Consider the following 24,384-nt stretch of genomic DNA (forward strand, 5'->3'; position numbering starts at 1 on the left):
TCAGATCACGCCCTTATCCCGCAGGGCCGCGATGTCCGCCGCGCATAGGCCGAGCGCCTCGCCCAGCACCGCGTCCGTGTGCTGCCCGAGCGTCGGTGGAGCGACCACATGCTCGATGGGCGTGGCGGAATAGCGGATGGGGCTCGCCACCGTCGGCACGGTGCCGAGGTCCGGATGCGGCAAATCCTGGTGGATGCGCCGGGCCTGCACGTGCGGATCGGCGAAGACCTGGGCCAGATCGTTGATCGGCCCGCAGGGCACGCCGACCGCTTCCAGCGCATCCAGCCAGTCGCGGCTGGGGCGTTGCGTCAGCAGTTCCTCGATGATCGGTACCAGTTCCTTGCGGTGGGCGACGCGCGCGGGGTTGGTGGCGTAGCGCTCGTCCGCCGCCAGATCGGGCCGGCCGGCCACCTGACAGAATTTGGCGAACTGCCCGTCGTTGCCGACCGCCAGGATGATGTAGCCGTCCTGCGTCGGGAACGCCTGATAGGGCACGATGTTCGGATGCGCGTTGCCGAGCCGCTGCGGCGGCTTGCCGCCGACCAGGCAGTTCATCGCCTGATTGGCCAGCACCGCCACCTGCACGTCGAGCAGCGCGAGGTTCACCCACTGCCCCTCGCCCGTCCGGTCGCGGTGGTTGAGCGCCCCCAGCACGCCGATGGTGGCGTAGAGGCCGGTGAAGATGTCGGTCACCGCGACGCCGACCTTGACCGGCCCGGCGCCCGGCTCGCCGTCCGGCAGGCCGGTGATGCTCATCAGCCCGCCCATGCCCTGGATCATGAAGTCGTAGCCGGCACGCTTGGCGTACGGCCCGTCCTGCCCGAAGCCGGTGATCGAGCAGTAGACGAGGCGCGGGTTGATCGCCTTCAGGCTCTCGTAATCGAGCCCGTACTTGACCAGCCCGCCGACCTTGAAGTTTTCGATGACCACGTCGGCCTGGGCGGCCAGCTTGCGCACAAGCTCCTGACCCTCCGGATTCTCGAAGTCGATGGTGATCGACCGCTTGCCCCGGTTGGTGGACAGGAAATAGGCCGACTGGTCCCCGGCCCAGGGCGGTCCCCAGGCGCGGGTGTCGTCACCGGCGCCCGGCCGCTCGACCTTGATGACGTCGGCCCCGAGGTCGGCCAGCGTCTGCGCCGCCCACGGCCCGGCCAGCACACGGGACAGTTCCAGAACGCGAACGTGGGACAAGGGGCCGGGCATGATCGACATCCACTCTCTTCACAGGAGAGACTAATCCGTCATCCCCGCGAAGGCGGGGATCCAGGGCAGACCGGAACGTTGCCGAAATGCCCTGGATTCCCGCTTTCGCGGGAATGACGAGAGAAAGGCGGTTTGGATATCCCTCTCCCCGAAAGGGAGAGGGAGCGATCCGTCAGCCCGTGAAGGCCTGCAACCCGGTGATGGCGCGGCCAAGGATCAGGGCGTGCACGTCGTGCGTGCCCTCGTAGGTGTTCACCGCCTCCAGGTTCATGACGTGACGGATCACGTGGAACTCGTCGGCGATGCCGTTGCCACCGTGCATGTCGCGGGCGACGCGGGCGATCTCCAGGGCCTTGCCGCAGTTGTTGCGCTTGATGAGCGAGATCATCTCCGGCGCGGCCTTGCCCTCGTCCATCAGGCGGCCGACGCGCAGCGCGGCCTGAAGGCCCAGCGCGATCTCCGTCTCCATGTTGGCGAGCTTCAGCTGCGGGATCTGGTTCGCGGCCAGCGGACGGCCGAACTGCTTGCGGTCAAGCTGGTACTGGCGCGCGGCGTGGAAGCAGAATTCGGCGGCACCCATGGCGCCCCAGGCGATGCCGTAGCGCGCCCGGTTCAGGCAGCCGAACGGACCGGCCAGACCCTCGATGTTCGGCAGGCGGTTCTCCTCCGGCACGAACACCTCGTCCATGACGATCTCGCCGGTGGTCGAGGCGCGGAGCGAGAACTTGCCCTCGATCTTCGGCGCGGACAGGCCCTTCATGCCCTTTTCCAGCACGAAGCCGGTGATCTTGCCGGCGTCATTCTTCGCCCACACGACGAACACGTCGGCGATGGGCGAGTTGGTGATCCACATCTTCGAGCCGGTCAGGATGTAGCCGCCGTCCACCGACTTGGCGCGGGTCTTCATGCCGGCCGGGTCGGAACCGGCGTCCGGCTCGGTCAGGCCGAAGCAGCCGACCCACTCGCCGGTGGCGAGCTTCGGCAGGTACTTCTGGCGCTGCTCCTCGGAGCCGTAGGCGTAGATCGGGTGCATGACCAGCGAGGACTGCACCGACATGGCCGAGCGGTAGCCGCTGTCCACCCGCTCCACCTCACGGGCGACGAGGCCGTAGGAGACGTAGTTCACGCCCGCGCAGCCGTAGCCGTCGATGGTCGAGCCGAGGAAGCCCAGCTCGCCCATTTCGTTCATGATCTCGCGGTGGAAGACCTCATGGCGGTTCGCCTCGGTCACGCGCGTCAGGAGCTTTTCCTGGCAGTAGGCCCGCGCGGCGTCGCGGATCATCCGCTCATCTTCCGTCAGCTGCTCATCGAGCAGGAACGGGTCTTCCCAGTTGAACGACGCGAGCTTGGCCGACGCGGCCCCGGTCTTGGCTGCCATGATTCACTCCCCGATGTCTCGTACCTAGGTGCCTGTGCGCCCAAAATTGGCAAAGTCCCTTTCATGGATCAAATACATTTCTTTGGCGATATTCATATGCCCTGCATATAAGTGTTCGCCATGGATCTGCGCCATCTCCGCCACTTCGTCGCCGTCGCCGAAGAACTGCATTTCAGCCGCGCCGCCGCGCGCCTCGGCATCGGGCAGCCGCCGCTCAGCCAGTCGATCCAGGCGCTGGAAACCGAACTCGGCGCCCGCCTGTTCGAACGCACCAAGCGCCGGGTCGAACTGACCGAACCCGGCCAGCTCCTGCTCGACGAGGCGCGCGCGATCCTGGCCCGCGCCGAGCGCGCCGTCGTGCTGACCCGCCGCGCCGCCCGTGGCGAGGTCGGGGAACTGCGCGTCGGCTTCACCGCCGCCGCTCCCACCCTGCCCGTGGTGCCGCGCATCATCGACGCCTACCGGCGCGCCCGCCCCGACGTGCACCTGACGCTGGTCGAGCTTCCCTCCAAACAACAGTTGACGGCGCTCGCCGAGCACCGGCTGGACGTCGGATTCATCCGGGAGCCGCGCAACGTCCCCGACCCGTCCGCCTTCGCCTTTCACACGGTGGTGCGCGAGCCGCTGCTGGCGGTCATGCGCGCCGACCATCCGTTGGCCGCGCTGGATGTCGTTCCGCTGACCGCGTTGCGCGACGAGCCCTTCGTCTTCTACCCCGCCGATTTCGGCACCAGCACGCACGAGCAGGTCTTCGCGCTGTGCGCCACCGCCGGATTCCGCCCCAACGTGACGCAGGACGCCCGCGAGGCCTTCACGATCATTGGGCTGATCGCCGCCGGGCTGGGCGTGTCGATTCTTCCCGCACAGCTGCGACAGGTGGCTCTGGAGGGGGTCGTGTACCGTCCGCTCGACCGCGAAGACGCTTTCACGACGCTTCAGCTGGCCCAGCGCAGCGGCGAAAGGTCGCCCCTGGTGCGGAACTTCACGGATCTCGTGGCCCGAATCGTCAGGGAAATCGAGGCGGGACTCGGGGCCCGACTCGGCGAATAGCGGTACTCCCGTCCCTCCGCCCCTCCCAAAGTCGGTCTTCTCAACCGTCTAAGGAAAGAGCACACTTGCGGGCAAAGCGCGGGCATCGCCTTCGCACCTGCACAATAATTCGGCAAGCCGTTTGATTGACCAGGACATGTGCAACGGCCTTGTCGAATTTATTAAACGCGTATACCGTCTGGGGCATGACAAACGGGCGTGAGCCGGGGGCCCTTGAGCCGATCCTGACCCCCGCGCCGCGTCGCTCGGACGGGGAGAGATGTATGGACGGCGGCATGGTCGCGTCGACGCAGGCATTGGTGCGGTTCGTCGGGGTGCAGAAGACCTACGACGGCGAGCATCTGGTGGTGAAGAACCTCGACCTCGACATTCGGAAGGGCGAGTTTCTGACGCTGCTCGGCCCGTCGGGCTCCGGCAAGACGACCACGCTGATGATGCTGGCCGGGTTCGAGGTGCCGACCCACGGCGAGATTTTCCTGGCCGACCGGCCGATCAAGAACATGCCGCCGCACAAGCGCGACATCGGCATGGTGTTCCAGAACTACGCGCTGTTCCCGCACCTGACCATCGAAGAGAACGTCGCCTTCCCGCTGACCGTCCGCAAGACGCCGAAGGCGGAAATCAAGGACCGCGTGCAGGCGGCGCTGCGCATGATCAAGCTGGAGAACCTCGCCCACCGGCGGCCGGGCCAGTTGTCCGGCGGCCAGCAGCAGCGCGTGGCGCTGGCCCGCGCGCTGGTCTTCAACCCGCAGCTGGTGCTGATGGACGAGCCGCTGGGCGCGCTGGACAAGCGCCTGCGCGAGCACATGCAGCTGGAGATCAAGCACCTGCACGAGACGATGGGCATCACCGTCGTCTACGTCACCCACGACCAGAGCGAGGCGCTGACCATGTCGGACCGCATCGCCGTGTTCAACGACGGCATCGTGCAGCAGATCGACCGGCCCGACGCGCTGTACGAGCGCCCGGTGAACAGCTTCGTCGCCAACTTCATCGGCGAGAACAACGTTCTGCACGGAAGCGTTGAGAATATCGAACAGGGCTACTGCCGCGTGGCGCTGGCCGCCGGCGGATCGGTCGTGGCGCAAGCGGTCAACGTGGCCGGCAGCGGTGCGGCGACCGCGCTGTCGATCCGGCCGGAGCGCATCTCCATCCTGATGGACGGCGAGGCGACCGACAGCCCGAACCGCCTGCCCGCCACGGTGCAGGACACCATCTACCTCGGCGACCACGCGCTGGCCATTCTGCAGGTCGCCGGCAACGGCGAGTTCATGGTCAAGCTGCCGCCCGGCGCCCACGCCGCGCTCGGCCACGGCCAGGCCGTGTCGATCACCTTCCGTCCCGAGGACTGCCGGGCTCTCGATCCCGTCTAAGCAGTGCGACAGGGCGCACTACCTCCCAACGCAACCATAGAGAAAAGAAGGAACGGGGAACGATGTCGAAGCTTAAGGTGGCACTCGGGTTCGTTGCGACTCTCACCGCCGGCGTCGCGCTGGCCTCCGCCGCTCAGGCCCGCGACCTGACCGTCGTGTCGTGGGGCGGCGCTTATCAGGAAGCGCAGAAGAAGGTCTATTTCGAGCCGTTCAAGAAGACCGGCGTTCCGATGAACGACGAGTCCTGGGACGGCGGCATCGGCGTGCTGCGCGCCAAGGTGCAGGGCGGTGCGGCCACCTGGGACGTGGTCCAGGTCGAGAGCGAGGAACTGGCGCTCGGTTGCGAGGAAGGCCTGTTCGAGAAGATCAACTATTCGAAGATCGGCGGCGAGCAGGCTTACCTGCCGCAGACGGTCGATCCCTGCGGCGTCGGCGCCATCGTCTATGACTTCGTCCTCGGCTACGACAAGGACAAGATCAAGGACGCGCCGAAGAGCTGGGCCGACTTCTTCGACACCAAGAAGTTCCCGGGCAAGCGCGGCCTGCGCCAGGGCGCCAAGACCACCCTTGAGATCGCGCTGATGGCCGACGGCGTCGCCCCGGCCGACGTCTACAAGGTTCTGGGCACCGAAGAGGGCCTGGAGCGCGCGTTCAAGAAGCTCGACAGCATCAAGAACGACATCGTCTGGTGGAAGGCCGGCGCCCAGCCGCCGCAGCTCCTCGCCTCGGGCGAAGTGGCGATGACCTCGGTCTACAACGGCCGCATCGACGCCGCCAACAAGACCGAGAAGAAGAACTTCGGCATGGTGTGGAACGGCGCGCTCTACACCATCGACAGCTGGGTCATCCTGAAGGGCAGCCCGAACCAGGACGCCGCCTACAAGTTCCTGGACTTCGTCGGCAAGGCCGAGAACCAGGCCAAGCTGTCGGAGAACATCGCCTACGGTACTTCCAACAAGGAAGCCCCGGCGAAGCTGGCCCCGGCGGTCCTCACCGATCTCCCGACCGCTCCGGAGAACCTGAAGAACGCGGTGGAGATCAACACCGGCTTCTGGCTGGAGAACATCGACCGCCTGACCGAGCGCTTCAACAAGTGGGCGGCGAAGTAAGCGCCTGAGACGAGCCCCCACCCTAACCCTCCCTCACCTTCGGCGGGGGAGGGAACACAAAGCTCCTTCCCCCGTGCGCAGCATGGGGGAAGGTCGGGATGGGGGCCCGCTTTCGACCGTCTTTCCAAAGACGTGGTAACGTTTTTCTAAAATATAGGCCACCCATGACAGCCGCGTTCGTCGCCGGCGCCGAAGGGCCGCCCGAAGTGTCGCTCAAGCGCCGCCTGAAGCGTGCGGAACGCGCCCGCCAGTTCAAGGCGCTGGCGCTGGTCCTGCCGCTCCTGGTCTTCCTGCTCTTCACCTTCCTCGGTCCCATCGCCGGCATGCTCTGGCGCTCGGTGGACGACTGGGAGGTGCCGCAGGTCCTGCCCCACACCGTCTCGGCGCTCGCCAACTGGGACGGCAAGGATCTGCCGGACGAGAAGGCGTATGCGGCCCTGGCCGCCGATATCCAGTCGGCGCGCGCCGCCGGCACCGTCGCCATCGCCGCCAAGCGGCTGAACTATTCGGTCAACGGCTTCCGCACCATCCTGACCAGCACCGCGCGCAACCTGAAGACCGCGCCGGAGCCCGGCACCGCCAAGGATACCCTCATCAAGATCAACCCGGCCTGGGGCGAGCGTTCCAGCTGGGCGGCGATCAAGGGGGCGAGCGGCCCGGTCACCAGCTTCTACCTGCTGGCCTCGCTGGACCTAACGCGCAACGTGGACGGCCAGGTCGTCGCGGCGCCCGAGGATCAGTCCATCTACCGCGACGTGTTCGCCCGCACCTTCACCATCAGCTTCGGCGTCACGGCGCTGTGCCTGCTGCTGGGCTTCCCGGTCGCCTATCTGCTGGCCAACCTGCCGGCGGGACGGTCGAACCTGCTGCTGATCTTCGTGCTGCTGCCCTTCTGGACCTCGCTTCTGGTGCGCACCTGCGCCTGGATCGTGATCCTGCAGAGCGAGGGCATCGTGAACGACAGCCTGCGCTGGCTGGGCGTCATCGACGAGCCGCTGCGCCTGATCTACAACCGCTTCGGCGTCTATGTGGCGATGACCCACGTGCTGCTGCCCTTCATGATCCTGCCGCTTTACAGCGTGATGAAGTCCATTTCCCCGGCCTACATGCGGGCCGCCGCGTCGCTGGGCGCGCCGCCGGTCACCGCCTTCCTGCGCATCTACCTGCCGCAGACGCTGCCCGGCATCGGGGCGGGAGGCCTGCTCGTCTTCATCCTGGCGCTCGGCTACTACATCACGCCCGCCCTGGTCGGCGGTGCCGGCGACCAGATGATCAGCTACTTCATCGCCTTCTACACCACGGAAACCGTCAACTGGGGCCTTGCCTCCGCGCTGGGTGCGGTGCTGCTGCTCGCCACGCTGGTGCTGGCCGTCGTCTATGGAAAGCTGGTGCACGGCCAGCAGACCACGGGAGGGATGAAGAATTGAGCGAGAACCACGCCCCCCGCACCCCCGGCCAGCGCGCCGCTTGGCTTTCGACGGTCGTCGTCGCCTCGCTGGTGCTGGTCTTCCTGATGGCGCCGATCCTGGCGATCATGCCGCTGTCCTTCAGCTCCGGCGCCTATCTGACCTACCCGCTGCCGGGCGTCTCCTTTCGCTGGTACGAGGATTTCCTGAACTCGCCGCGCTGGATGCTGTCCTTGAAGAACAGCATCATCATCGGCGTCGCCTCCACCGCGCTGTCGATGGTGCTGGGCACGCTGGCCGCACTCGGCCTCGCGCAGTGGAAGAGCAAGTTCAAGACGGTGGTCCTCGCCGTCGTGCTGTCGCCCGTGGTCGTCCCGGGTGTCATCACCGCCGTGGGCCTCTACTTCTTCTTCGCGCCGCTGGGCCTGACCGGCAGCTACGCCGGCCTGATCCTGGCGCACACGGCGCTGGCGACGCCCTTCGTGGTCATCACGGTCAGCGCCACGTTGCAGGGTTTCGACATGAATCTGGCGCGCGCGTCGGCCTCGCTCGGCGCCTCGCCGCTCTACACCTTCTGGCGGGTGATCCTGCCGCTGATCCTGCCGGGTCTGGCGTCGGGCGCGCTGTTCGCCTTCGCGACCAGCTTCGACGAGGTGGTGGTGGTCCTGTTCATGGCCGGGCCGGAGCAGCGCACCCTGCCGCGCGAGATGTTCAGCGGCATCCGCGAGAACATCAGCCCGACCATCACGGCGGTGGCGGTGATCCTGACGACGATCTCCGTGATGCTGCTCGCCACGCTGGAATGGCTGCGCCGCCGCAACGAGAAGCTTCAGGGGAACGTGAACGGTTGATCCGGGATCGGGAGGAGGCCGGCGCGCGGACCGGCCCCCTTCCCGTCCGTCAGCGCCGGCTTTCGTAGTCGGCGAGGATGCGGGCGCCGCGCTCGCCGGTCTTTTCCACCCAGGCGGCAACGGCCGGTTTGGCCGCGGCGCGCAGAGCACCGATGAAGGACTCGCTCAAGCCCGCTGTGATCGTCATCCCGTGTCCGCGCATGGCTTCGTAATTTTTGGCGACACGGTCCTGAACCACCTGCCACTGGCGCTGCTCCGTGGCCGCCGCCGCATCGAGGATGGCCTTCCGTTGCGCTTCGTTCAGCTTCTCCCAAGCCGCCGAACCGATCGTCGCGAAGCTCAGCGGCGCGGCGTAGTTCAGTTCGGTGAAGTGGGGCAGAACATCCCACAGCTTGCGCCCGGCACCACCGTCGCCGGAGGTCAGCGCCGCGTCCATCTCGCCGCTTTGCAGCTTCGCCACGGCGTCGCCGAAGGAAATGCTGGCGGGCACGGCGGCAAGACGCGCGAAGACGTCCTCCCCGGTCTTGTCATAGGTGCGGATGCGCAGGCCCTTCATGGCGTCGACATTGTCCACCGGCTTCTTGGCCCAGATGCCCGACGGCGGCCACGGGGTGACGTAGAGAAGCTTCTGGTTGTGCGCCGCCAGCGCCCGCTCATACTCCGGGCGGGCAGCCTCCAGCAGAGCGCGCGACTGCGTCGGCGACACCGCGACGAACGGCAGGGACGACAGCAGGAACAGCGGATCGGCCTTGTCCAGCGCGCCCGCGAACGGGTCGGCCAGATCGACCTCGCCCTTGCCGACCGCCGCGAACAGATCGGCCGACTTGCCGAGCTTGGCGTCGAAGGCCGTCTCGATGGTCACGTCGCCCCCGGTCAACTCCTTCACCCGGTCGGCGAAAAAGCTGTCGCCCTCGGCGGTGATGGAGGTCGCCGGATATTCATTGCCCATGCGGAGCTTGACCGGATCGGCCGCCGCGGGAAGGGCCGCGGTGACGGCGAGCAGGACGAACGCCGTTATGCTGTGTGCGAAGCGCATGCTGTTTCCTCGGCTGTGCGCGGTTGTTCGATCCGCGATTGTGTGCACGTCGAGGAAAGCAAACCGTATCGGGCACCGGCCGGCAAGGCCGCAATGTTCCGTTTACAGATACGGCGGAGTGCAGGCGCTGATCAGCTCGCACTCCTCATCGCCCAGATTGCGGAAACGGTGGGGGATGCGGCTGTCGAACAGATAGGCGTCGCCGGGGCCGAGGATTTCCTTGCGGTCGCCGACCGTCAGTTCGATCTGGCCCTTCACGACGATGCCGCCCTCCTCCGACTCGTGCTGGAGCATGGTGCGCCCCGTGTCAGCGCCCGGCGCGTAACGCTCGTGCAGGATCTGAAGGTTGCGGCCGCGCAAATCGCCGACCTGCCGGAAGGAGATGGAGCCGACCTTGTTCTTCACCAGCACGCTGGTCAACTCGACCAGATCGCCGCTCTTGAAGAAGATCTGCTCGCGCGGCGGCAGGTCGTCGGACGAGAAGAACTCGGCCAGCGTCATCGGGATGCCCTGCAGCACCTTGCGCAGCGACGACACCGACGGGCTGCACCGGTTCTGCTCGATCAGGGAGATGGTGCCGTTGGTGACGCCCGCGCGTTGCGCCAACTGGCGCTGCGACAGCCCGTGCGTTTCGCGCACCTGCTTCAAACGCGCGCCCACATTGAATTCCATGGCGTCGATATCCTCGGCATCCAAATCCATGAGCCGACCCCGCTTTTCCTGATGTGAAGCCATACCGGAATCGCGTGTTTTCGTCATCAAAAACTCAACACCCGATTGGGGTTGTTTAATTTATTAAACATGGTACGCTCAACTCACGTTCCAATCCAAGGCGGACAAAGATGCTGTCGCTGAACGACCAGAGCCTTCTGCAAACCCAGGCCTATGTGAACGGCGCGTGGCGCGACGCGTTCTCCGGCAAGTCCTTCACGGTGACCAACCCGGCCACGGGCGAGGAGATCGCCAAGGTCGCCGATCTCGGCGCCGAGGAGACGCGGCAGGCCATCAACGCCGCCGACGCCGCCCTGCCGGCGTGGCGCGCCAAGACCGCCAAGGAGCGTGCGGCCATCCTGCGCCGCTGGTTCGAACTGATCATGGCCGCGCAGGAGGACCTCGCCGTCCTGATGACGCTGGAGCAGGGCAAGCCCCTGACCGAAGCGCGCGGCGAGGTGGCTTACGGCGCCAGCTTCATCGAGTGGTTCGCCGAAGAGGGCAAGCGCGTCTACGGCGACGTCATCCCGACCTTCGCCGGCAACAAGCGCATCGTCGTCCTGAAGGAGCCGATCGGCGTCGTCGCGGCGATCACGCCCTGGAACTTCCCCAACGCGATGATCACCCGCAAGGTCGCCCCGGCGCTCGCCGCCGGCTGCACGGTGGTGGTCAAGCCGGCCGAGGACACCCCGCTGTCGGCTCTGGCGCTCGCCGTGCTGGCGGAGCGTGCCGGCGTGCCGGCCGGCGTGCTCAACATCGTCACCGGCTCCGACCCCGTCGCCATCGGCGGCGAGCTGACCGGCAACCCGATCGTGCGCAAGCTGTCCTTCACCGGCTCGACCGAGGTCGGCAAAATCCTGATGCGCCAGTCGGCCGACACGGTGAAGAAGGTGTCGCTGGAGCTGGGCGGCAACGCGCCCTTCATCGTCTTCGACGACGCCGACCTGGACGAGGCGGTCAAGGGCGCTTTGGCGTCGAAGTACCGCAACAGCGGCCAGACCTGCGTGTGCGCCAACCGCCTGCTGGTGCAGGCCGGCGTTTACGACGCCTTCGCCGCCAAGCTGGTCGAGGCGGTCAAGCAGATCCGCGTCGGCAACGGCATGGAGACCGGCGTCACCCAGGGCCCGATGATCAACGCCCAAGCCATCGACAAGGTCGAGGAGCTGATGGGCGACGCCGTCGCCAAGGGCGCCAAGGTCGCGCTCGGCGGCAACCGCCACGCGCTGGGCGGCACCTTCTTCGAGCCGACCATCCTGACCGGCGTCACGACCGAGATGCGCGTGGCCCGCGAGGAGATCTTCGGCCCGGTCGCCCCGCTGTTCAAGTTCGAGACGGAGGCCGAGGCCATCCGCATGGCGAACGACACCGAATTCGGCCTCGCCGCCTACTTCTACAGCCGGGACATCGCCCGGGTGTGGCGCGTGGCGGAGCAGCTGGAATACGGCATGGTCGCCATCAACGAAGGCATCCTGTCCACCGAAGTGGCGCCGTTCGGCGGCATCAAGCAGTCGGGCATCGGCCGCGAAGGCTCCAAGTACGGCATGGATGACTTCCTCGAAATCAAGTACCTGTGCGTCGGCCTCGGCGCCTGACGCCCCATCGACGACTATTTGCATTGGGGGTTAGAGACATGAGCAACCAGTCCTTCCAGGCGCGCCGCGAAGCCGCCGTTCCGCGCGGCCTCGCCAACATGCTGCCGGTCTATGTGGACCGCGCCGAGAACGCCGAGATGTGGGACGTCGAGGGCCGCCGCTTCATCGACTTCGCGGGCGGCATCGCCGTTCTGAACACCGGCCACCGCCACCCGAAGGTGGTTGAGGCCGTCAAGGCCCAGCTCGACCGCTTCACGCACACCTGTGCGATGGTCACGCCGTACGAGTCCTTCGTGGCTCTGGCCGAGCGTCTGAACGCGCTGGTCCCCGGCTCCTCGCCGAAGAAGACCGCCTTCTTCACGACGGGTGCCGAGGCGGTGGAGAACGCCATCAAGATCGCCCGCGCCCACACCGGCCGCCCGGCGGTGGTCGCCTTCTCCGGCGCCTTCCACGGCCGCACGCTGCTGGCGATGGCGCTGACCGGCAAGGTCGTGCCCTACAAGGTCGGCTTCGGCCCCTTCCCGGCCGAGGTCTACCACGCGCCCTTCCCCAACGCCTATCGCGGCGTTTCGGTCGAGGACAGCCTGAAGGCGCTGGATCTGCTGTTCAAGTCGGACGTGGACCCGAGCCGCGTCGCCGCCATCATCGTCGAGCCCGTGCAGGGCGAGGGCGGCTTCAACGCGGCCCCGCCGGAGTTCCTCCAGGCACTCCGCCAGCTGTGCACCCAGCACGGCATCGTCTTCATCGTTGATGAGATCCAGACCGGCTTCGCCCGCACCGGCAAGATGTTCGCCATCGAGCATGCCGGCGTCGAGCCCGACCTGATGACCATGGCGAAGAGCCTCGCCGGCGGCTTCCCGCTGTCGGCCGTCACCGGCAAGGCGGAGCTGATGGACGCCCCGATCCCCGGCGGCATCGGCGGCACCTACGCCGGCAACCCGCTGGCGACCACGGCGGCCATCGCCGTCCTGGACGTCATTGAGGAAGAGAAGCTGATCGAGCGCTCGCAGGCCATCGGCGACAAGATCGCCGGCCGCTTCCGCGCCATGGCCCAGCGCAACACGCTGTCGGCCATAGGCGACGTGCGCAACCTCGGCGCCATGATCGCCATGGAGCTGGTCAAGGACCGCGCCACCAAGGAGCCGGCGCCGGAGCTGACCAAGGCGCTGGTCGCCAAGGCGGCGGAAAAGGGCCTGGTCCTGCTGTCCTGCGGCACCTACGGCAACGTGATCCGCGTCCTGGTTCCGCTGACCGCGTCGGACGCGCTGATCGACGAGGGCCTGGACATCATCGAGCGCTCGCTCGAAGAGCTGGTCGCGGCCTGATCGTTTTCTGTACCGGTTCCCCTCACTGAAAAGCCCTCCTCCCGCAAGGGAGGAGGGCTTCTTTTGTGTGGAAAGGCGCTGCGCCGGGTCCCAGGGTGATGGCATCCGGAGACTGTCGTCGTTTCCCATAAGGCAGCCGTCATTCCCGCGTGGGCGCACGGCTGTCTGGTGAAACATTTCCGCTTGGAGCGTTCTGTTTCCTCACCGTCATCCCCGCGCAGGCGGGGATCCAGAAAAAGCCGCGACAGCGGCGACATGAGTCATAAGGCTCGCGGACGCTCGCTTCCGGATCCCCGCTTTTGCGGGGATGACGGCTTTCCTGTTGCGAAACGATCGTCTCCTCAGGCGATTGCCAGGATGGGGGCTCACCGCCCCCTCCCAACCACAAGAGACGATCACGCGCTCAGCAGCGGCCCGGTACGGCGCAGCGCCGTCCCCGCGACCTTGGCGACCCGCCCGCCCGGCGCCACGAAGCGCGTGGCGATGCGGGCGAACAGCAACCCGGCCGATTCCGTGCGGATCGGCGCGACGGTCCCATCCACCGGGTTCACGACATCGGCAACCACCTCGCCGACCTCCACCCGCTCGCCCACCCTCCGGTGAAACACCAGCACCCCGCCGACCGGCGCGGTGAGCGGCTCGACGGACTCCAGCGGCGTCGGCGCGCAGAGCGCGTCCGGCAGGGCCGGCGGCTCGCCCGTCACAACCCCGGCATGGACGAGGAAGCCGGCGATGGCCTGTGCGTCCGCTTCCGCCACGCCATGCTCCACGTCGGCCTGTCCGCGCAGTTCCACCGTCACCGAATGGCAGCCGAAGGGGATGGCCTTGTCCGGCCAGCGCTCGCGCAGCTCGTTCCACGGCCGGCTGCCCGCCTCGTCGAAGGGATCGCCGCCGGAATTCGTGGCGAGGAACACCGCCTGCGCGCCCAGCAGCCGTTGCAGCGGCGCGAAAGCCTCCGCCGAGGGCGTCAGGGTGTAGAGGTGCATGACCGCTTCGTTGTCGCAATGCAGGTCCAGCACATAGTCGGCCTGGACCGCCAGCCCGAGCAGCGCGTGCTTCAGATGCTCCGTCGCCGTCTGCGGCTTGCGCTCCGCCAGGGCTTCGGCCAGCGCGGCGCGGATGGCGGCGGCGTTGGCCGCTTCGTCGGCGCCCAGCCGGTCGGCGACCCGCTCGGCCACGGCCTCGGTCAGATAGGCGTAATCGCGGTTGAAGTTCCGGCCGTCGGCGAGGTCGAACCGCCCGACCGGCTCCCCCATCACCGACTGCGCCAGCCCGATGGGGTTGGCGACCGGCACCAGGATCACCTCGCCCACGATCCGTCCCTGCGCTTCCAACTCCACAAGGATGCGGCGCAGCTTGTCGGCGACCAGCATGGCCGGGATCTCGTCGGCGTGCAGCGAGGCTTGAAGGTAGACGCAGGGCCGCGCGCCCCGCGTCCCGAAGCGCTGCACGGTCAAGGTCCGCTGGGTGCCCGGCGTCGCCGTGGGCAGGGCGAGGGTTTCGGTGTGCATGTCGGGTCCGAAATGGTGAAGGCTGGTGTCGGCGCCTCGATCACTGAGGCAAGCCGGTCAACACAGCATCGAACTGCTCCAACGCCCAGTCAACCTGTTCGCGAGTGATCACCAGCGGCGGGGCGATGCGGATGGTGTGGTCGTGGGTGTCCTTCGCCAGCACTCCACGCGCGCGCAACGCCTCGCAATAACGGCGCGCCCCACCGGCCTCCGGGTGCAGTTCCACGGCCAGCATCAGCCCGCGCCCGCGCACCTCGCGGACGAGGTTGCTGCGGATGCCCGCCAGTTGCTCCTTGAAATAGTCACCCTGGACGGCGGCGTTCTCGATCATGCCCTCTTCGACCAGCACGCGCATGGCGGCACGCGCCACGGCGCAGGCCAGCGGGTTGCCGCCGAAGGTGCTGCCATGCTGGCCGGGCTTCAGCACGCCCAGAACCTCGGAATTCGACAGAACCGCCGACACCGGGTAGAAGCCGCCGGACAAGGCCTTGCCGATCAACGTCACGTCGGCCTCGACACCCTCATGCTCCTCGGCCAGCAGCTTGCCGGTGCGGCCGAGGCCGGTCTGAATCTCGTCCAGGATCATCACGACGTTGCGCGCGCTGCACAGCTCGCGTACCCGGCGCAGATAGCCAGCGGGCGGAATGATGACGCCGGCCTCGCCCTGGATCGGCTCCAGCAGCACGGCGACGGTGTTCTCGTTCATCGCCGCCTCGACCGCCTCGGCGTCGCCGAAGCGCACCGTGCGGAAGCCGCTCGGGAACGGCCCGAAGCCGCCGCGCGCGTCCGGGTCGGTCGAGAAGCCGACGATGGCGATGGTGCGGCCGTGGAAGTTGTCGGAGCAGACGATGATCTCCGCCCGGTTCTCCGGCACGCCCTTGACCTCGTACCCCCACTTGCGGACGGTCTTGATGGCGGATTCCACCGCCTCCGCCCCACTGTTCATGGGCAGGATCTTGTGGGAGCCGGTCAGCGCCGCCAGTTCCTCGTAGAACAGCGCCAGCTGGTCGTTGCGGAAGGCGCGGGAGGTCAGCGTCAGCTTCGACGCCTGCTCGACCATTGCCTCCAGAATCTTCGGGTGGCAGTGCCCCTGGTTGACCGCCGAATAGGCCGACAGGCAGTCCAGATAACGGTTGCCGTCTACGTCCCAGACATAGACCCCCAGCCCGCGCGACAGCACGACGTCCAGCGGCTTGTAATTGTGGGCGCCCAGGCGGGATTCGGTGCCGATCAGATCGTTGGCGAGCTGCTGCATGGCGTTTTCTCCAGTTTAAAATTTTAGACGGCTCGGCTCAAACAGCCTGCCCGCCGATCTGGGATTGGGTGACGGCCGGGTCGATGATGCGGCGGCCGAACAGGCTCGCCACCAGATCGACCAGAAGAAGGGCGCTCTTGCCCCGCTCGTCGAGGAAGGGATTCAGCTCCACCACGTCCACCGACCCGACGATGTCCGCGTCGTGCAGCATCTCCATGATCAGGTGCGCCTCGCGGTAGGTCGCCCCGCCCAGCACCGCCGTGCCCACGGCCGGCGCGATGGACGGGTCCAGGAAATCCACGTCCAGGCTGACGTGCAGATGCCCGCCGGCCGCCTTCACCCGCTCGATGATGCGGCGCATCTGGACCGCGACGCCCAACTCGTCGATCAGGCGCATGTCCACCACATCGACACCGCGCGCCCGCAGCAGACGCCGCTCGTCCGGGTCCACGGAGCGGATGCCGAACAGATGCACATGCGCGGGATCGACCAGAGGCCGCTGATCGTCCGGGAAAATCCCGTCGAACCCGTCTTCGCCGCACAGCAGGGCCACCGGCATGCCGTGCATGTTCCCCGACGGCGAGGTGGCCGGCGTGTTGAAATCCGCATGCGCATCCAGCCACAGCACGAACAGCGGCTTGCCCACGTCCCGGCAATGGCGCGCCACGCCGGTGACCGAGCCCATGGACAGGCTATGGTCGCCGCCCAGGAACACCGGCACGCCGCCATCCCGCATCATGCGATGGGAACGGTCGGCCAGCGCCCGCGACCAAGCCGCGATCTCGGCCAGCCGCGCGGCGTTCGCCGGGCTCGCGTTCCATTGTTCCGGCTTGTGGTCCGGCTTGGACGGCTCCGGCACGAGATCGCCGAGGTCGCGCACCTCATGCCCCAGATCGCGCAACGCCCGGACCAGCCCCGCCGTGCGCAACGCCGCCGGCCCCATCACGGCCCCCGGATGACCGGCCCCCGCCTCGATGGGAATGCCCAGGATCTCCACGAACCGAGTCATGCGCGTCTCTCCCCTCTGCCATGCGCTGAGCGCTTTGAGACAAATATCGAGGGAGGCGAAGGCGACAGAAAGCCCGAAAAGTGCCAACAAACGGCAGCCATTTTGACAGTTTGCGCAATCCGACTTATCAAAACGGCATGGACGATCTCGACCACCGCCTGCTGGCCATGCTGCGCGCGGACGCGCGCCGCTCCGTCGCCAGCCTCGCCGCCGAACTGAAGGTGTCGCGTGCCACGGTGCGCGCCCGCATCGACCGGCTGGTCGAAAGCGGTGTGATCGCCGGCTTCACGCTGCTGCTGCGCAAGGACGTGCGCCCGGCCACGGTGCGCGCCATCACCATGATCGAAGTGGAAGGCCGCGCCGCCGACGCGGTGATCGCCCGCCTGCACGGCTTTCCGGAGGTGCGGACGCTCTACACCACCAACGGGCGCTGGGACGTGGTCGCTGAAATTGAAACGGACTCGCTGGAGGCGTTCGACGACACCCTGCGCCGCATCCGCCAGATCGTCGGCATCGCCTCGACCGAGACCAGCATTCTGCTGTCGGCGCGCAAGGCGGTGCTGTAGCGGGCGGGTGTCGTTTGCACCCGCCCTCCTCAAATTACCCGCCGATGCCCGCCAGCACCGCGCCCAGGATCGGCTGCCCGACGGCGGCGCCCAGCGCGAAGCCGACGATCAGGCCGATAATAGCTGCGACCACGGCCATCCCGCCCCGGCCCTTGGCCGGTTCCGCCGTGCGGCGCGTGCCGCTTTCCGTTGCATCATCGGCGTCGCTGGCCGCCACGCGCTGGGCGCCGTAGCTGGCGTCGGTGGCGTCGTGCCAGGACTGGATGCGCTCCAGGGCCGGCTTCAGCTCCTCCTCGGTCGGGCTCTTGCCACGGCCGTTGACGACCTCGTAGGCGAGCGTCAGGAAGCGGGTGGTCGTCCGCCCCTCCGGGCTGAAGATGGAGGCCGGCATGCGGCGGTAGGTGGCCTTCACCACCTCCACGTCGTAGGGAACGGCCGTGCGGAACATCAGGTCCGGATATTCGGAGCGCAGCAGGGTCAGGGAATCCCGGCCGACCTCGTCGTTGGTGATCGACAGCATCAGGATGCCGGCGATCGACAGGTTGGGGTTCATGCCCTTCTGGATGTGCTCGACCACCGACATGGTGCGCTTCAGCCCGTCCAGCGCGTAACGCCCCGGAAAGACCGGAAGCACCAGCCGGTCCGACGCCGCCAGCGCGCCGGCCGCCAGATGGCCCAGCGCCGGCGGGCAGTCGATAACGACGTAGTCCGGCGGGTTGCGCGAGAAGTGCAGCGCCCGGCGCAGACCGCGTTGCGACCCGCCCTTGCCGTCCAGCGCGTGTTCCAGCGAGTAGAGCTTGCGCGCACCGACGATCATCGACAGCCCGTCGAAGGCGGTCGGCGTGACGGCGTCCTCGACGAAGGACTCCTCGTTCAGCAGGTCGTGGATGCCGACCTTCGCCTTGCCCTTCAGCAGGAAGTTGCTGGTGGCGCTGCTCTGCGGGTCGAAGTCGATGAGGACGACGCTCTTGCCCAGCGCCGCCAGCGCCAGGGCAAGGTTGACCGAGGTGGTCGTCTTCCCGACGCCGCCCTTCTGATTGTACACCGACAGAATGATCGGCTGCCGCGTCTCCGGGGAATCGAAGACGTCTTCGTGGCTGTGCATGTCCGTTCCGCTGTGTCGTTGTGCGGCAAAATCGCCCGGCCGCCGGGCCGAGGGCGCACTATAACACCGGAAACCGCCGAGTCTCCCCGCTTCGCACTTCCGCTCACACGCGGCGGCTCGCCTCCGATTGGACGGAGAGCGGCGGGAGGGGCATCGCCGGGCCGCCGGCCAGACGCCGCGCCGCCTGGGCGCACTGGCTGCGCAGTTCCGGAACCGCCGTCATCTCCCAGAAAGGCGCCTTGCCGGCCGGCCCGAAGGCGAACAGACGGCGCGACACCAACCCGTCGGCGTCGATGAGCGCCCCGTCCTCCGTCACGTCGAGGCCAAGGCGAAGCGCGTCCGGGCGGGCCAGCCCCCGGTCCAGCAGAGCCCGCACCAGCGGGTGGCGGATGCGCTGGTAGTCGCACTCCGGCCCGGCGGCGTTGATGACGGCGCCGACGCGCAGGCTGCGCACCGGCCCGCCGCCGCGTTCCGCGAACACCGCCTCGATGCCGTTCTCCATCAACGTCAGCGAACGCAGCCGCCCGGCCCGGACGGTCAACTGGCCGCTCGCCCGCGCCGCTTCGATGCGGGTGGCCACTTCCGGCGCCATGCGGTGCCGGTGCACCTCCCAATAAGGACGGGCGTGGCGCAGGAAGCGGCGCCGTTCCTCCAGCGGCAGGAAGCGCCAGATGCGGTGATGGTAGGGACGCAACGCGTCGAACACCGACCGCCAGCCGATCCCGTCCGCCCGCGCGCGCTGGACATCAGCCTTCAGCGCGATCAGCACATCCAGCACCGTGCGCGGCATCACGTCCGGGCACAGGAAGGATTTGTAGGGGTGGGTTTCCTCATGGGCCAGCGGCAACAGCCCGCGCCGCGACACCGCGACGATGGGACCGCGATGGCCCTGGTCAGTCAGTGTCAGCACCGTATCGACCATGGTCAGGCCGGTGCCGAAGATCATGATCGTCTCGTCGGGATCGATGGCGGCGATGGCCGGCAGGTCCCACGGATCGCCGATGAAGCGATGGGAGTTCAGCACCTCCGGCGCGGCCATCGACGGCGGCGACGGCGGGAAGTGGCCGACGCACAGGGCGACCTTGTCCACCGGCAACGACACCCCGGCGGCCAGCCGCAGATGCACCGCGCTAGGCTTGGGCATCACGTCCACGACCTCGCCCCGGACGACGTTCAGGGTGACGTGCGGCGGGGCCGACGCCCGCGCTTCGGCCAGCACGTCCTGGACATAGGCACCGTAGCAGGCGCGGGAGACGAAAGCGTGACCGCTCGCCGAGGCTTCGTCTTGACCGTCGCGCGTGCCCAGCCAGCGCACGAAATGGCCGGGGTCGTCGGGAAAGGCACTCATGTTGTTGGCGCGGACGTTCAGAAGATGGGCGCTGTTCCGCGTGGAATAGGCGACGCCCGTGCCGATCGCCGCCGCGCGCTCGATCAGGTGGACGCTCGTCGGGCCGTCCGCGCAACGCAGAAGGTGCGCCGCCAGGATGCTGCCGGTGAAGCCGCCGCCGACAATGGCGATGCTTTGCTTCGCCTGGATGGCCTTGGACCGAATGGGAGCCACCATTGCCGTTCCCTGTGCCGCCTCGCTCGCCCAGGCACCATAACACCGGAAACGAATTGCTGGCACGGCAAATTAAAATTGCGCCGCTGATGCTTGAGGCACGTCATGGCGGCGCGCGGCGCGCCGTGGCAGGCTGGATCGAGAACCGGAAACACACCGGAGGCACCGTTATGTCTCGCCGGATCGTCGTTGTTCAGGGGCACCCCGACCCCGATCCCAATCGCCTGTGCCGGGCGCTCGCCGATGCCTACGCCGAGGGCGCGCGGGAAGCCGGGCACGCCGTGACGCGGATCGACCTCGCGGCGCTCGATTTCCCCCTGTTGCGCACCCAGGCCGCCTTCGAGCATGAGCCCGTCCCTGAAACCCTGCGCCCGGCGCAGGAGGCCATCGTGGCGGCCGACCACATCGTGATCATCTTCCCGCTCTGGCTCGGCACCATGCCGGCGCTGGTGAAGGCCTTTCTGGAGCAGGTGATGCGCCCCGGGGTCGCCTTCGCCTACCAGGAAAAGGGAACGCCGAAGCTGCTGCTGACCGGCCGCTCCGCCCGGCTGGTGGTGACCATGGGAATGCCGGCCTTCGTCTATCGCTGGTGGTACTTCGCCCACGGGCTGAAGGGTCTGGAGCGCAACATCCTCCGCTTCGTGGGCATCAAGCCCGTCCGGGAGACCCTGTTCGGCATGGTCGGCACCGCGAGCGAGGCGACCCGGCGGAAGTGGTTGAAGAGGATGCGGGATCTCGGCGCACTGGGGGCGTGAGGCGGCTGCCGTTGGCACCGCCCCCGCCGTGAGGAGAATTAGGAAGCCATCGCCTGGGGAACAGGCAAGAAACCCCGCTTCACCTCCGCATGGAAGACCGAGAGGACGGCTTCGACATCGGCCGCCGCCGTGGTCGGATGAGCTGCCGCAGCCATGCGCAGAGCCGAGCAGATTTCGTACTCACGGTCGATGCAGGCTTGGACATGGCCGGCGATGGCATCACCCATGGCCATGATGGTCGCCGCGTCAAAGTCCTGGAATTCGCCCGGTCCCGTCTTCCAGCGCCGGACCAGCGTCGGAGCCTTTTCGGCCAGCCGGTAGGCGCCGTTGACGAGCGTCTTGGTGCGGTCGTCGCTTGGGCAGGCGCCGCCGCCCGGCAGCGGCGCGCCAGCGATCTCCTTCCGCCACCGCAGTTCGCCAACCCGCTCGAAGAGCTGGCCCAACAGATATGCGATGGATGGAGGGGCCACCGATCCGTCAGACCGAAGCTCGTAGGCGTAATCAGCGAAAGCGATCATATCGCTGGTCAATTCGACCCATTGGACTTCGGCCGGAAAGCGTCCGCCCGCCGGGTTGTTCGTCGAGAACTCCGCCAAGCGGCCGTTCTGAACACGTGCCCATTTGCTCATTGCTCAGCTCTCCTTATTGACCGACGACAATTTCGGAACCGACGCCCCAGCTGACGCGCAACCCGCCGTCAGCGCCCTTGGAACTACCCCAGTTGTAGCCACCGGCCCCACCGCCGCAGACACCACCAGGGCCATTCAACTCGTAGCTGGCATGGTTGCCACCAGAGCCTGCCTGCCCATTCAAGAACCCCGACGCGCCCGATGCTCCCTTCCCGTACAGGCCGACACCACCGCCGCCCCATCCCGGTCCGCCTGAGCCCACACAACCTCCACCCGACGCGCCGCCGCCCGTTCCTGCAAAGCCGCGCTCGCCGGCGTTGCTGTACTCGGTGCCTGTAACGTCGCCACCCCGGCCACCATCACCGTCATAGCCAGCGGCACCACCACCACCTGCGCCGTGATAGGTGGTCGAGAATAACTTGCCATTGCCGCCGCGCCCTCCCTTGCCGCCGCTGCCACCAAGGCCATCGCCGCCCGCACCACCGGTCAGACCGTTGCCCGCTTGGCCGCCATAGGCCGTGAAGTGGGTTCCAAAGCTCGTGCTTCCGCCGGCCGCCTTGAACGCACCGCCGGTCCCGACAGTGACCTGGATCTGCTGACCAGGAACGACGGAGATTTTGTTTTTCCAACGCAAACCGCCGCCGCCGCCGCCACCCGCGTCAGATCCGCCCCCGCCGCCACCGACGCCAGTGGCGTGCACCTCATAAACATCGGGCGGCACCGTGAAGACGAACGTGCCCGACGTCAGGAAGAGCTGTTCGCCGAAAGCCGCGATGGTCTTGAAGGAAAGCCAGGGACTCCAGGCGCTGGTACCGCCCAAGGCACCAACGTGCAGCACCTGCGCGTGGTAGGTGACACCGATGGAGAGCACGCCGCTGGGCACGGTGTAGCTTGTCAGCGCCGTGGCGTTCTGGCCGCTGTCGTAGATCACCGACGCCGGATCGGCCGCCGTCGCGATCCGCCAGCGCGAAGCGGCATGGGTTTCAGGTCCGCCGGTTGCCGCAAAGGCGCCGCTGGTCAGCGTCGGCGTCACGCCCACCGACGTGCCGACCGCCGGGCTGGTGATCGTCGGAGCGGACACAGTGATGAAAGTCGCGGCCGTCATGAATGTGCCGGCTTGCGACGCCGCCGACCATTCCCCATCGGCATCCTGATCGAACACCCGCCAGTAATAGAGCGTCGAGACTTGAAGGGTGCCGAACGGTACCGTGAAGCTCACCGCCGGGGCGGGCACGGTGACGTCCAGCACCAAGACGGTGAAACCGTCGTCGGTGGCAATTTGGAACCGACGCGCCGCCTGCGCTACACCATAGAGCGAATAATAAGGAGAGCCCGTCAGCGTCGGCGCTCCGCCCACGCCTGTCGCCCCATTGGCCGGCGCGGTGTTTATGGGCCGACGCACCAGAGCGGATGCCGACAACAGGCGAATCGCCTCGGTCAGCTGGCCGTGATCGCCCGCCTCCAAGGTCAGTCCGGCTGCCTCGATGGGGTGCGCCAGGGTTTCCTGCACCCGGTTGAACCATCCGGCGTCAAGCGCGGTGGCTTGCTCGCCGGTCGCGGGGTTGCCCGCCTTAAAGCCGTGTTTGCCGTCGCCGAACAGGCTTTCGGCACGCGTCGGTGTGTCGATGCGTTGCATCGGTGCGCTCCCATCACAGGATCGTTGTCATGATCGTCACCGCCGAACCGGCCTTGCGCCGGATCACGGTGAGGCTTTGCGCGCCATCGGCGGTGGTGGACTGAACCTCGTAGTCCACGCCGGGGACGAGCAGGCGATAGACCGGGCGTAGCGCCATCATCTGGACGTCGGCGACCTCCCACGGATAACCGTCCGGGGGGGAGGACGCGGCGAGGAGACGCCACCAGAGGTGCGCTCCGACGTCCAGCAAATCGATGGTCATGGTGAGGTTCGGACCAGCTTGACCGTCCGTCTTCGGACAGGTCGTCCACGCCACACCGTCGTCGGAATACTGCGGCAGAAAACCGGTCAGCGGCATGCCTCGCCCTTGCCGCAGGGCGATGCGGCGGATGCTCTGCGGTGTCGCGAAGCGCTGTCCGATCCAGGCGACCCCGTCCACGGCGGCGCCGGTCTGCAGCGATGCCCAGAGCGTGTCCGACCGGCCGTCGAAGGCACTCTCCGCGCTGTTTTGCGAATCGAGGCCGCTCCCGCCCGAGATTGCCCCTTCAGGCGTGGCGAGCGTGGCGGAGTGGGCGGCGGTCAACTCGCGAACGCTCACCACCTCGCGGCCGGTGACGACCGCCGCGCCCCCTTGCGACAGCGTGGCAACGGACTGCTGGGGGATGCCGGCCTGCGGCATGACGAAATCTCCTTCATCCTCGTCCGGACGTTCCGGACGCGGGACCGTGCCGTACCCGAAAAACACATGGGCGTGGGCGGGCTGCACACGGCGGACGGCGCATTCCAGCACCGGCCGCCCCCAGGCGCGCACCGCCGACGTACAAGGGCTGCCAGCGTCGAAATCGGCCAGCCCACCGTCGTCCGGAACGCTGAGCAGCCAAGCGAAGCGCCACGGGTCCGGGTTGATGGCGTCGGTGCAGCGGCTGTCCACCCGGAACGGGCGGAACTCCGTCACCGTGGCGTCCGGGAAACCGACGGCCGCCGCCAACTCCTGGAAATAGCGGCGTGACTGGCCGCCCCGCGCGGTGAGCCGCCCGACCAGGGCCGACCGCCGCTCGCCGAGCGTCAGGCGCGTGCCGGCGGTGCAACTGTCCGGCAGGCCGGCGAAGGCCTCCCACGCCGGCAGCAGTTCCGCCGTCGTGCGCGGGTCCGCCTCGTCGATCAGGCGAAGCGTTCGGGCGTGCAGGCGGGCCAACCCGTCGGCAGCGCCGCGCAGCAGGTTGTCGTCCTCGGGCCACGCCGGGCCGACCGGTCGAAGGCCCAGCAGCAGGCCGTAGTAATCGCCGGCGGTGGCCTGCATCACGGTACTCCCGGTCATGGCAT

At 67.6% G+C, this 24,384-nt stretch carries 21 protein-coding genes; 9 read left to right on the plus strand and 12 right to left on the minus strand.

Annotated features, from left to right (window positions below; genetic code table 11):
• Window positions 1-1,203: a CaiB/BaiF CoA transferase family protein gene (locus J2852_RS20870; protein WP_209879135.1), complete on the minus strand. Its 1,203-nt coding sequence runs from the start codon at window positions 1,201-1,203 to the stop codon at window positions 1-3.
• A gap of 172 nt (window positions 1,204-1,375) precedes the next feature.
• A complete protein-coding gene (locus tag J2852_RS20875; RefSeq protein WP_209879137.1) occupies window positions 1,376-2,581 on the minus strand; it encodes an acyl-CoA dehydrogenase in 1,206 nt (401 codons plus the stop codon).
• Between the two features lie 120 nt (window positions 2,582-2,701).
• Between J2852_RS20875 and J2852_RS20880 the strand changes: the two genes are divergently transcribed.
• From J2852_RS20880 to J2852_RS20900, 5 genes are all read left to right on the plus strand, one after another.
• Entirely contained in the window at window positions 2,702-3,631 is a 930-nt protein-coding gene (locus J2852_RS20880) for a LysR substrate-binding domain-containing protein (RefSeq protein ID WP_209879140.1), read from the plus strand.
• Window positions 3,632-3,894: 263 nt separating this feature from the next.
• The gene (locus tag J2852_RS20885) at window positions 3,895-5,004 is read left to right on the plus strand and encodes an ABC transporter ATP-binding protein (protein ID WP_209879143.1); all 1,110 of its coding nucleotides are present in this window, start codon (window positions 3,895-3,897) and stop codon (window positions 5,002-5,004) included.
• Between the two features lie 62 nt (window positions 5,005-5,066).
• On the plus strand, window positions 5,067-6,113 hold the full coding sequence (locus J2852_RS20890; RefSeq protein WP_209879146.1) for an ABC transporter substrate-binding protein: 1,047 nt from the start codon (window positions 5,067-5,069) through the stop codon (window positions 6,111-6,113).
• A 164-nt stretch (window positions 6,114-6,277) separates the two neighbouring features.
• On the plus strand, window positions 6,278-7,540 hold the full coding sequence (locus J2852_RS20895; protein ID WP_209879149.1) for an ABC transporter permease: 1,263 nt from the start codon (window positions 6,278-6,280) through the stop codon (window positions 7,538-7,540).
• Window positions 7,537-8,370 (plus strand): ABC transporter permease, encoded by an 834-nt coding sequence (locus J2852_RS20900; protein WP_209879152.1) that lies wholly within the window; start codon window positions 7,537-7,539, stop codon window positions 8,368-8,370. The genes J2852_RS20895 and J2852_RS20900 overlap by 4 nt, the downstream gene beginning before the upstream one ends.
• Before the next feature lie 49 nt (window positions 8,371-8,419).
• On the opposite strand, the gene J2852_RS20905 is transcribed toward J2852_RS20900, so the two are convergent.
• Entirely contained in the window at window positions 8,420-9,406 is a 987-nt protein-coding gene (locus J2852_RS20905) for a TRAP transporter substrate-binding protein (RefSeq protein WP_209879155.1), read from the minus strand.
• A 102-nt stretch (window positions 9,407-9,508) separates the two neighbouring features.
• Window positions 9,509-10,078: a cupin domain-containing protein gene (locus tag J2852_RS20910; RefSeq protein WP_209879339.1), complete on the minus strand. Its 570-nt coding sequence runs from the start codon at window positions 10,076-10,078 to the stop codon at window positions 9,509-9,511.
• A gap of 170 nt (window positions 10,079-10,248) precedes the next feature.
• Here J2852_RS20910 and J2852_RS20915 point away from each other — a divergent pair, with 170 nt between their 5' ends.
• Both J2852_RS20915 and gabT read left to right on the plus strand, forming a co-directional pair.
• Complete coding sequence (locus J2852_RS20915; protein ID WP_209879157.1) at window positions 10,249-11,709, plus strand: NAD-dependent succinate-semialdehyde dehydrogenase; 1,461 nt, start codon at window positions 10,249-10,251, stop codon at window positions 11,707-11,709.
• A 38-nt stretch (window positions 11,710-11,747) separates the two neighbouring features.
• Complete coding sequence (gabT, locus tag J2852_RS20920) at window positions 11,748-13,034, plus strand: 4-aminobutyrate--2-oxoglutarate transaminase (protein WP_209879160.1); 1,287 nt, start codon at window positions 11,748-11,750, stop codon at window positions 13,032-13,034.
• Between the two features lie 395 nt (window positions 13,035-13,429).
• Here the strand turns inward: gabT and J2852_RS20925 are convergent, their stop codons facing one another.
• Genes J2852_RS20925 through rocF form a run of 3 tightly spaced genes read right to left on the minus strand, consistent with a single transcriptional unit; the run spans window position 13,430 to window position 16,809 of the window.
• The gene (locus tag J2852_RS20925; RefSeq protein ID WP_209879163.1) at window positions 13,430-14,545 is read right to left on the minus strand and encodes a succinylglutamate desuccinylase/aspartoacylase family protein; all 1,116 of its coding nucleotides are present in this window, start codon (window positions 14,543-14,545) and stop codon (window positions 13,430-13,432) included.
• Window positions 14,546-14,585: 40 nt separating this feature from the next.
• Window positions 14,586-15,800 (minus strand): ornithine--oxo-acid transaminase, encoded by a 1,215-nt coding sequence (gene rocD / locus J2852_RS20930; protein WP_209879166.1) that lies wholly within the window; start codon window positions 15,798-15,800, stop codon window positions 14,586-14,588.
• A gap of 37 nt (window positions 15,801-15,837) precedes the next feature.
• Window positions 15,838-16,809 carry an arginase gene (gene rocF / locus J2852_RS20935; protein ID WP_209879169.1) on the minus strand — a complete coding sequence of 324 codons (972 nt, stop codon included), beginning with the start codon at window positions 16,807-16,809 and terminating at the stop codon, window positions 15,838-15,840.
• Window positions 16,810-16,946: 137 nt separating this feature from the next.
• Here rocF and J2852_RS20940 point away from each other — a divergent pair, with 137 nt between their 5' ends.
• Window positions 16,947-17,375, plus strand: coding sequence for an Lrp/AsnC family transcriptional regulator (locus J2852_RS20940; RefSeq protein WP_209879172.1), 429 nt, complete (start codon window positions 16,947-16,949; stop codon window positions 17,373-17,375).
• 34 nt (window positions 17,376-17,409) lie between these two features.
• Here J2852_RS20940 and J2852_RS20945 read toward each other — a convergent pair whose 3' ends face one another.
• Together J2852_RS20945 and J2852_RS20950 are read right to left on the minus strand one after the other, a co-directional pair.
• Window positions 17,410-18,480 (minus strand): ParA family protein, encoded by a 1,071-nt coding sequence (locus J2852_RS20945; protein ID WP_209879175.1) that lies wholly within the window; start codon window positions 18,478-18,480, stop codon window positions 17,410-17,412.
• Between the two features lie 103 nt (window positions 18,481-18,583).
• On the minus strand, window positions 18,584-20,044 hold the full coding sequence (locus tag J2852_RS20950) for an FAD/NAD(P)-binding protein (RefSeq protein WP_209879178.1): 1,461 nt from the start codon (window positions 20,042-20,044) through the stop codon (window positions 18,584-18,586).
• Window positions 20,045-20,211: 167 nt separating this feature from the next.
• On the opposite strand from J2852_RS20950, the gene J2852_RS20955 reads away from it, so the two are divergent.
• On the plus strand, window positions 20,212-20,796 hold the full coding sequence (locus tag J2852_RS20955; RefSeq protein ID WP_209879180.1) for an NAD(P)H-dependent oxidoreductase: 585 nt from the start codon (window positions 20,212-20,214) through the stop codon (window positions 20,794-20,796).
• Between the two features lie 38 nt (window positions 20,797-20,834).
• Here the strand turns inward: J2852_RS20955 and J2852_RS20960 are convergent, their stop codons facing one another.
• Genes J2852_RS20960 through J2852_RS20970 form a run of 3 tightly spaced genes read right to left on the minus strand, consistent with a single transcriptional unit; the run spans window position 20,835 to window position 24,379 of the window.
• A complete protein-coding gene (locus tag J2852_RS20960) occupies window positions 20,835-21,425 on the minus strand; it encodes a DUF4376 domain-containing protein (RefSeq protein ID WP_209879183.1) in 591 nt (196 codons plus the stop codon).
• A gap of 13 nt (window positions 21,426-21,438) precedes the next feature.
• The gene (locus J2852_RS20965; RefSeq protein WP_209879186.1) at window positions 21,439-23,061 is read right to left on the minus strand and encodes a hypothetical protein; all 1,623 of its coding nucleotides are present in this window, start codon (window positions 23,059-23,061) and stop codon (window positions 21,439-21,441) included.
• 13 nt (window positions 23,062-23,074) lie between these two features.
• The gene (locus J2852_RS20970; protein WP_209879189.1) at window positions 23,075-24,379 is read right to left on the minus strand and encodes a putative phage tail protein; all 1,305 of its coding nucleotides are present in this window, start codon (window positions 24,377-24,379) and stop codon (window positions 23,075-23,077) included.
• Between the last annotated feature and the right edge of the window lie 5 nt (window positions 24,380-24,384).

The sequence above is a fragment of the Azospirillum soli genome (assembly GCF_017876165.1).
Lineage (GTDB): Bacteria > Pseudomonadota > Alphaproteobacteria > Azospirillales > Azospirillaceae > Azospirillum > Azospirillum soli.

What these genes read in the sequence shown, in the direction of transcription:
- rocD (WP_209879166.1), bottom strand. Translation starts at nt 15,800, where the DNA reads ATGCAGCAGCTCGCCAACGATCTGATCGGCACCGAATCCCGCCTGGGC.
- J2852_RS20915 (WP_209879157.1), top strand. Translation starts at nt 10,249, where the DNA reads ATGCTGTCGCTGAACGACCAGAGCCTTCTGCAAACCCAGGCCTATGTG.
- J2852_RS20970 (WP_209879189.1), bottom strand. Translation starts at nt 24,379, where the DNA reads ATGACCGGGAGTACCGTGATGCAGGCCACCGCCGGCGATTACTACGGC.
- J2852_RS20905 (WP_209879155.1), bottom strand. Translation starts at nt 9,406, where the DNA reads ATGCGCTTCGCACACAGCATAACGGCGTTCGTCCTGCTCGCCGTCACC.
- J2852_RS20955 (WP_209879180.1), top strand. Translation starts at nt 20,212, where the DNA reads ATGTCTCGCCGGATCGTCGTTGTTCAGGGGCACCCCGACCCCGATCCC.
- J2852_RS20925 (WP_209879163.1), bottom strand. Translation starts at nt 14,545, where the DNA reads ATGCACACCGAAACCCTCGCCCTGCCCACGGCGACGCCGGGCACCCAG.
- J2852_RS20965 (WP_209879186.1), bottom strand. Translation starts at nt 23,061, where the DNA reads ATGCAACGCATCGACACACCGACGCGTGCCGAAAGCCTGTTCGGCGAC.
- J2852_RS20940 (WP_209879172.1), top strand. Translation starts at nt 16,947, where the DNA reads ATGGACGATCTCGACCACCGCCTGCTGGCCATGCTGCGCGCGGACGCG.
- rocF (WP_209879169.1), bottom strand. Translation starts at nt 16,809, where the DNA reads ATGACTCGGTTCGTGGAGATCCTGGGCATTCCCATCGAGGCGGGGGCC.
- J2852_RS20945 (WP_209879175.1), bottom strand. Translation starts at nt 18,480, where the DNA reads ATGCACAGCCACGAAGACGTCTTCGATTCCCCGGAGACGCGGCAGCCG.
- J2852_RS20960 (WP_209879183.1), bottom strand. Translation starts at nt 21,425, where the DNA reads ATGAGCAAATGGGCACGTGTTCAGAACGGCCGCTTGGCGGAGTTCTCG.
- J2852_RS20895 (WP_209879149.1), top strand. Translation starts at nt 6,278, where the DNA reads ATGACAGCCGCGTTCGTCGCCGGCGCCGAAGGGCCGCCCGAAGTGTCG.
- J2852_RS20870 (WP_209879135.1), bottom strand. Translation starts at nt 1,203, where the DNA reads ATGCCCGGCCCCTTGTCCCACGTTCGCGTTCTGGAACTGTCCCGTGTG.
- J2852_RS20875 (WP_209879137.1), bottom strand. Translation starts at nt 2,581, where the DNA reads ATGGCAGCCAAGACCGGGGCCGCGTCGGCCAAGCTCGCGTCGTTCAAC.
- J2852_RS20890 (WP_209879146.1), top strand. Translation starts at nt 5,067, where the DNA reads ATGTCGAAGCTTAAGGTGGCACTCGGGTTCGTTGCGACTCTCACCGCC.
- J2852_RS20885 (WP_209879143.1), top strand. Translation starts at nt 3,895, where the DNA reads ATGGACGGCGGCATGGTCGCGTCGACGCAGGCATTGGTGCGGTTCGTC.
- J2852_RS20910 (WP_209879339.1), bottom strand. Translation starts at nt 10,078, where the DNA reads ATGGAATTCAATGTGGGCGCGCGTTTGAAGCAGGTGCGCGAAACGCAC.
- J2852_RS20880 (WP_209879140.1), top strand. Translation starts at nt 2,702, where the DNA reads ATGGATCTGCGCCATCTCCGCCACTTCGTCGCCGTCGCCGAAGAACTG.
- gabT (WP_209879160.1), top strand. Translation starts at nt 11,748, where the DNA reads ATGAGCAACCAGTCCTTCCAGGCGCGCCGCGAAGCCGCCGTTCCGCGC.
- J2852_RS20950 (WP_209879178.1), bottom strand. Translation starts at nt 20,044, where the DNA reads ATGGTGGCTCCCATTCGGTCCAAGGCCATCCAGGCGAAGCAAAGCATC.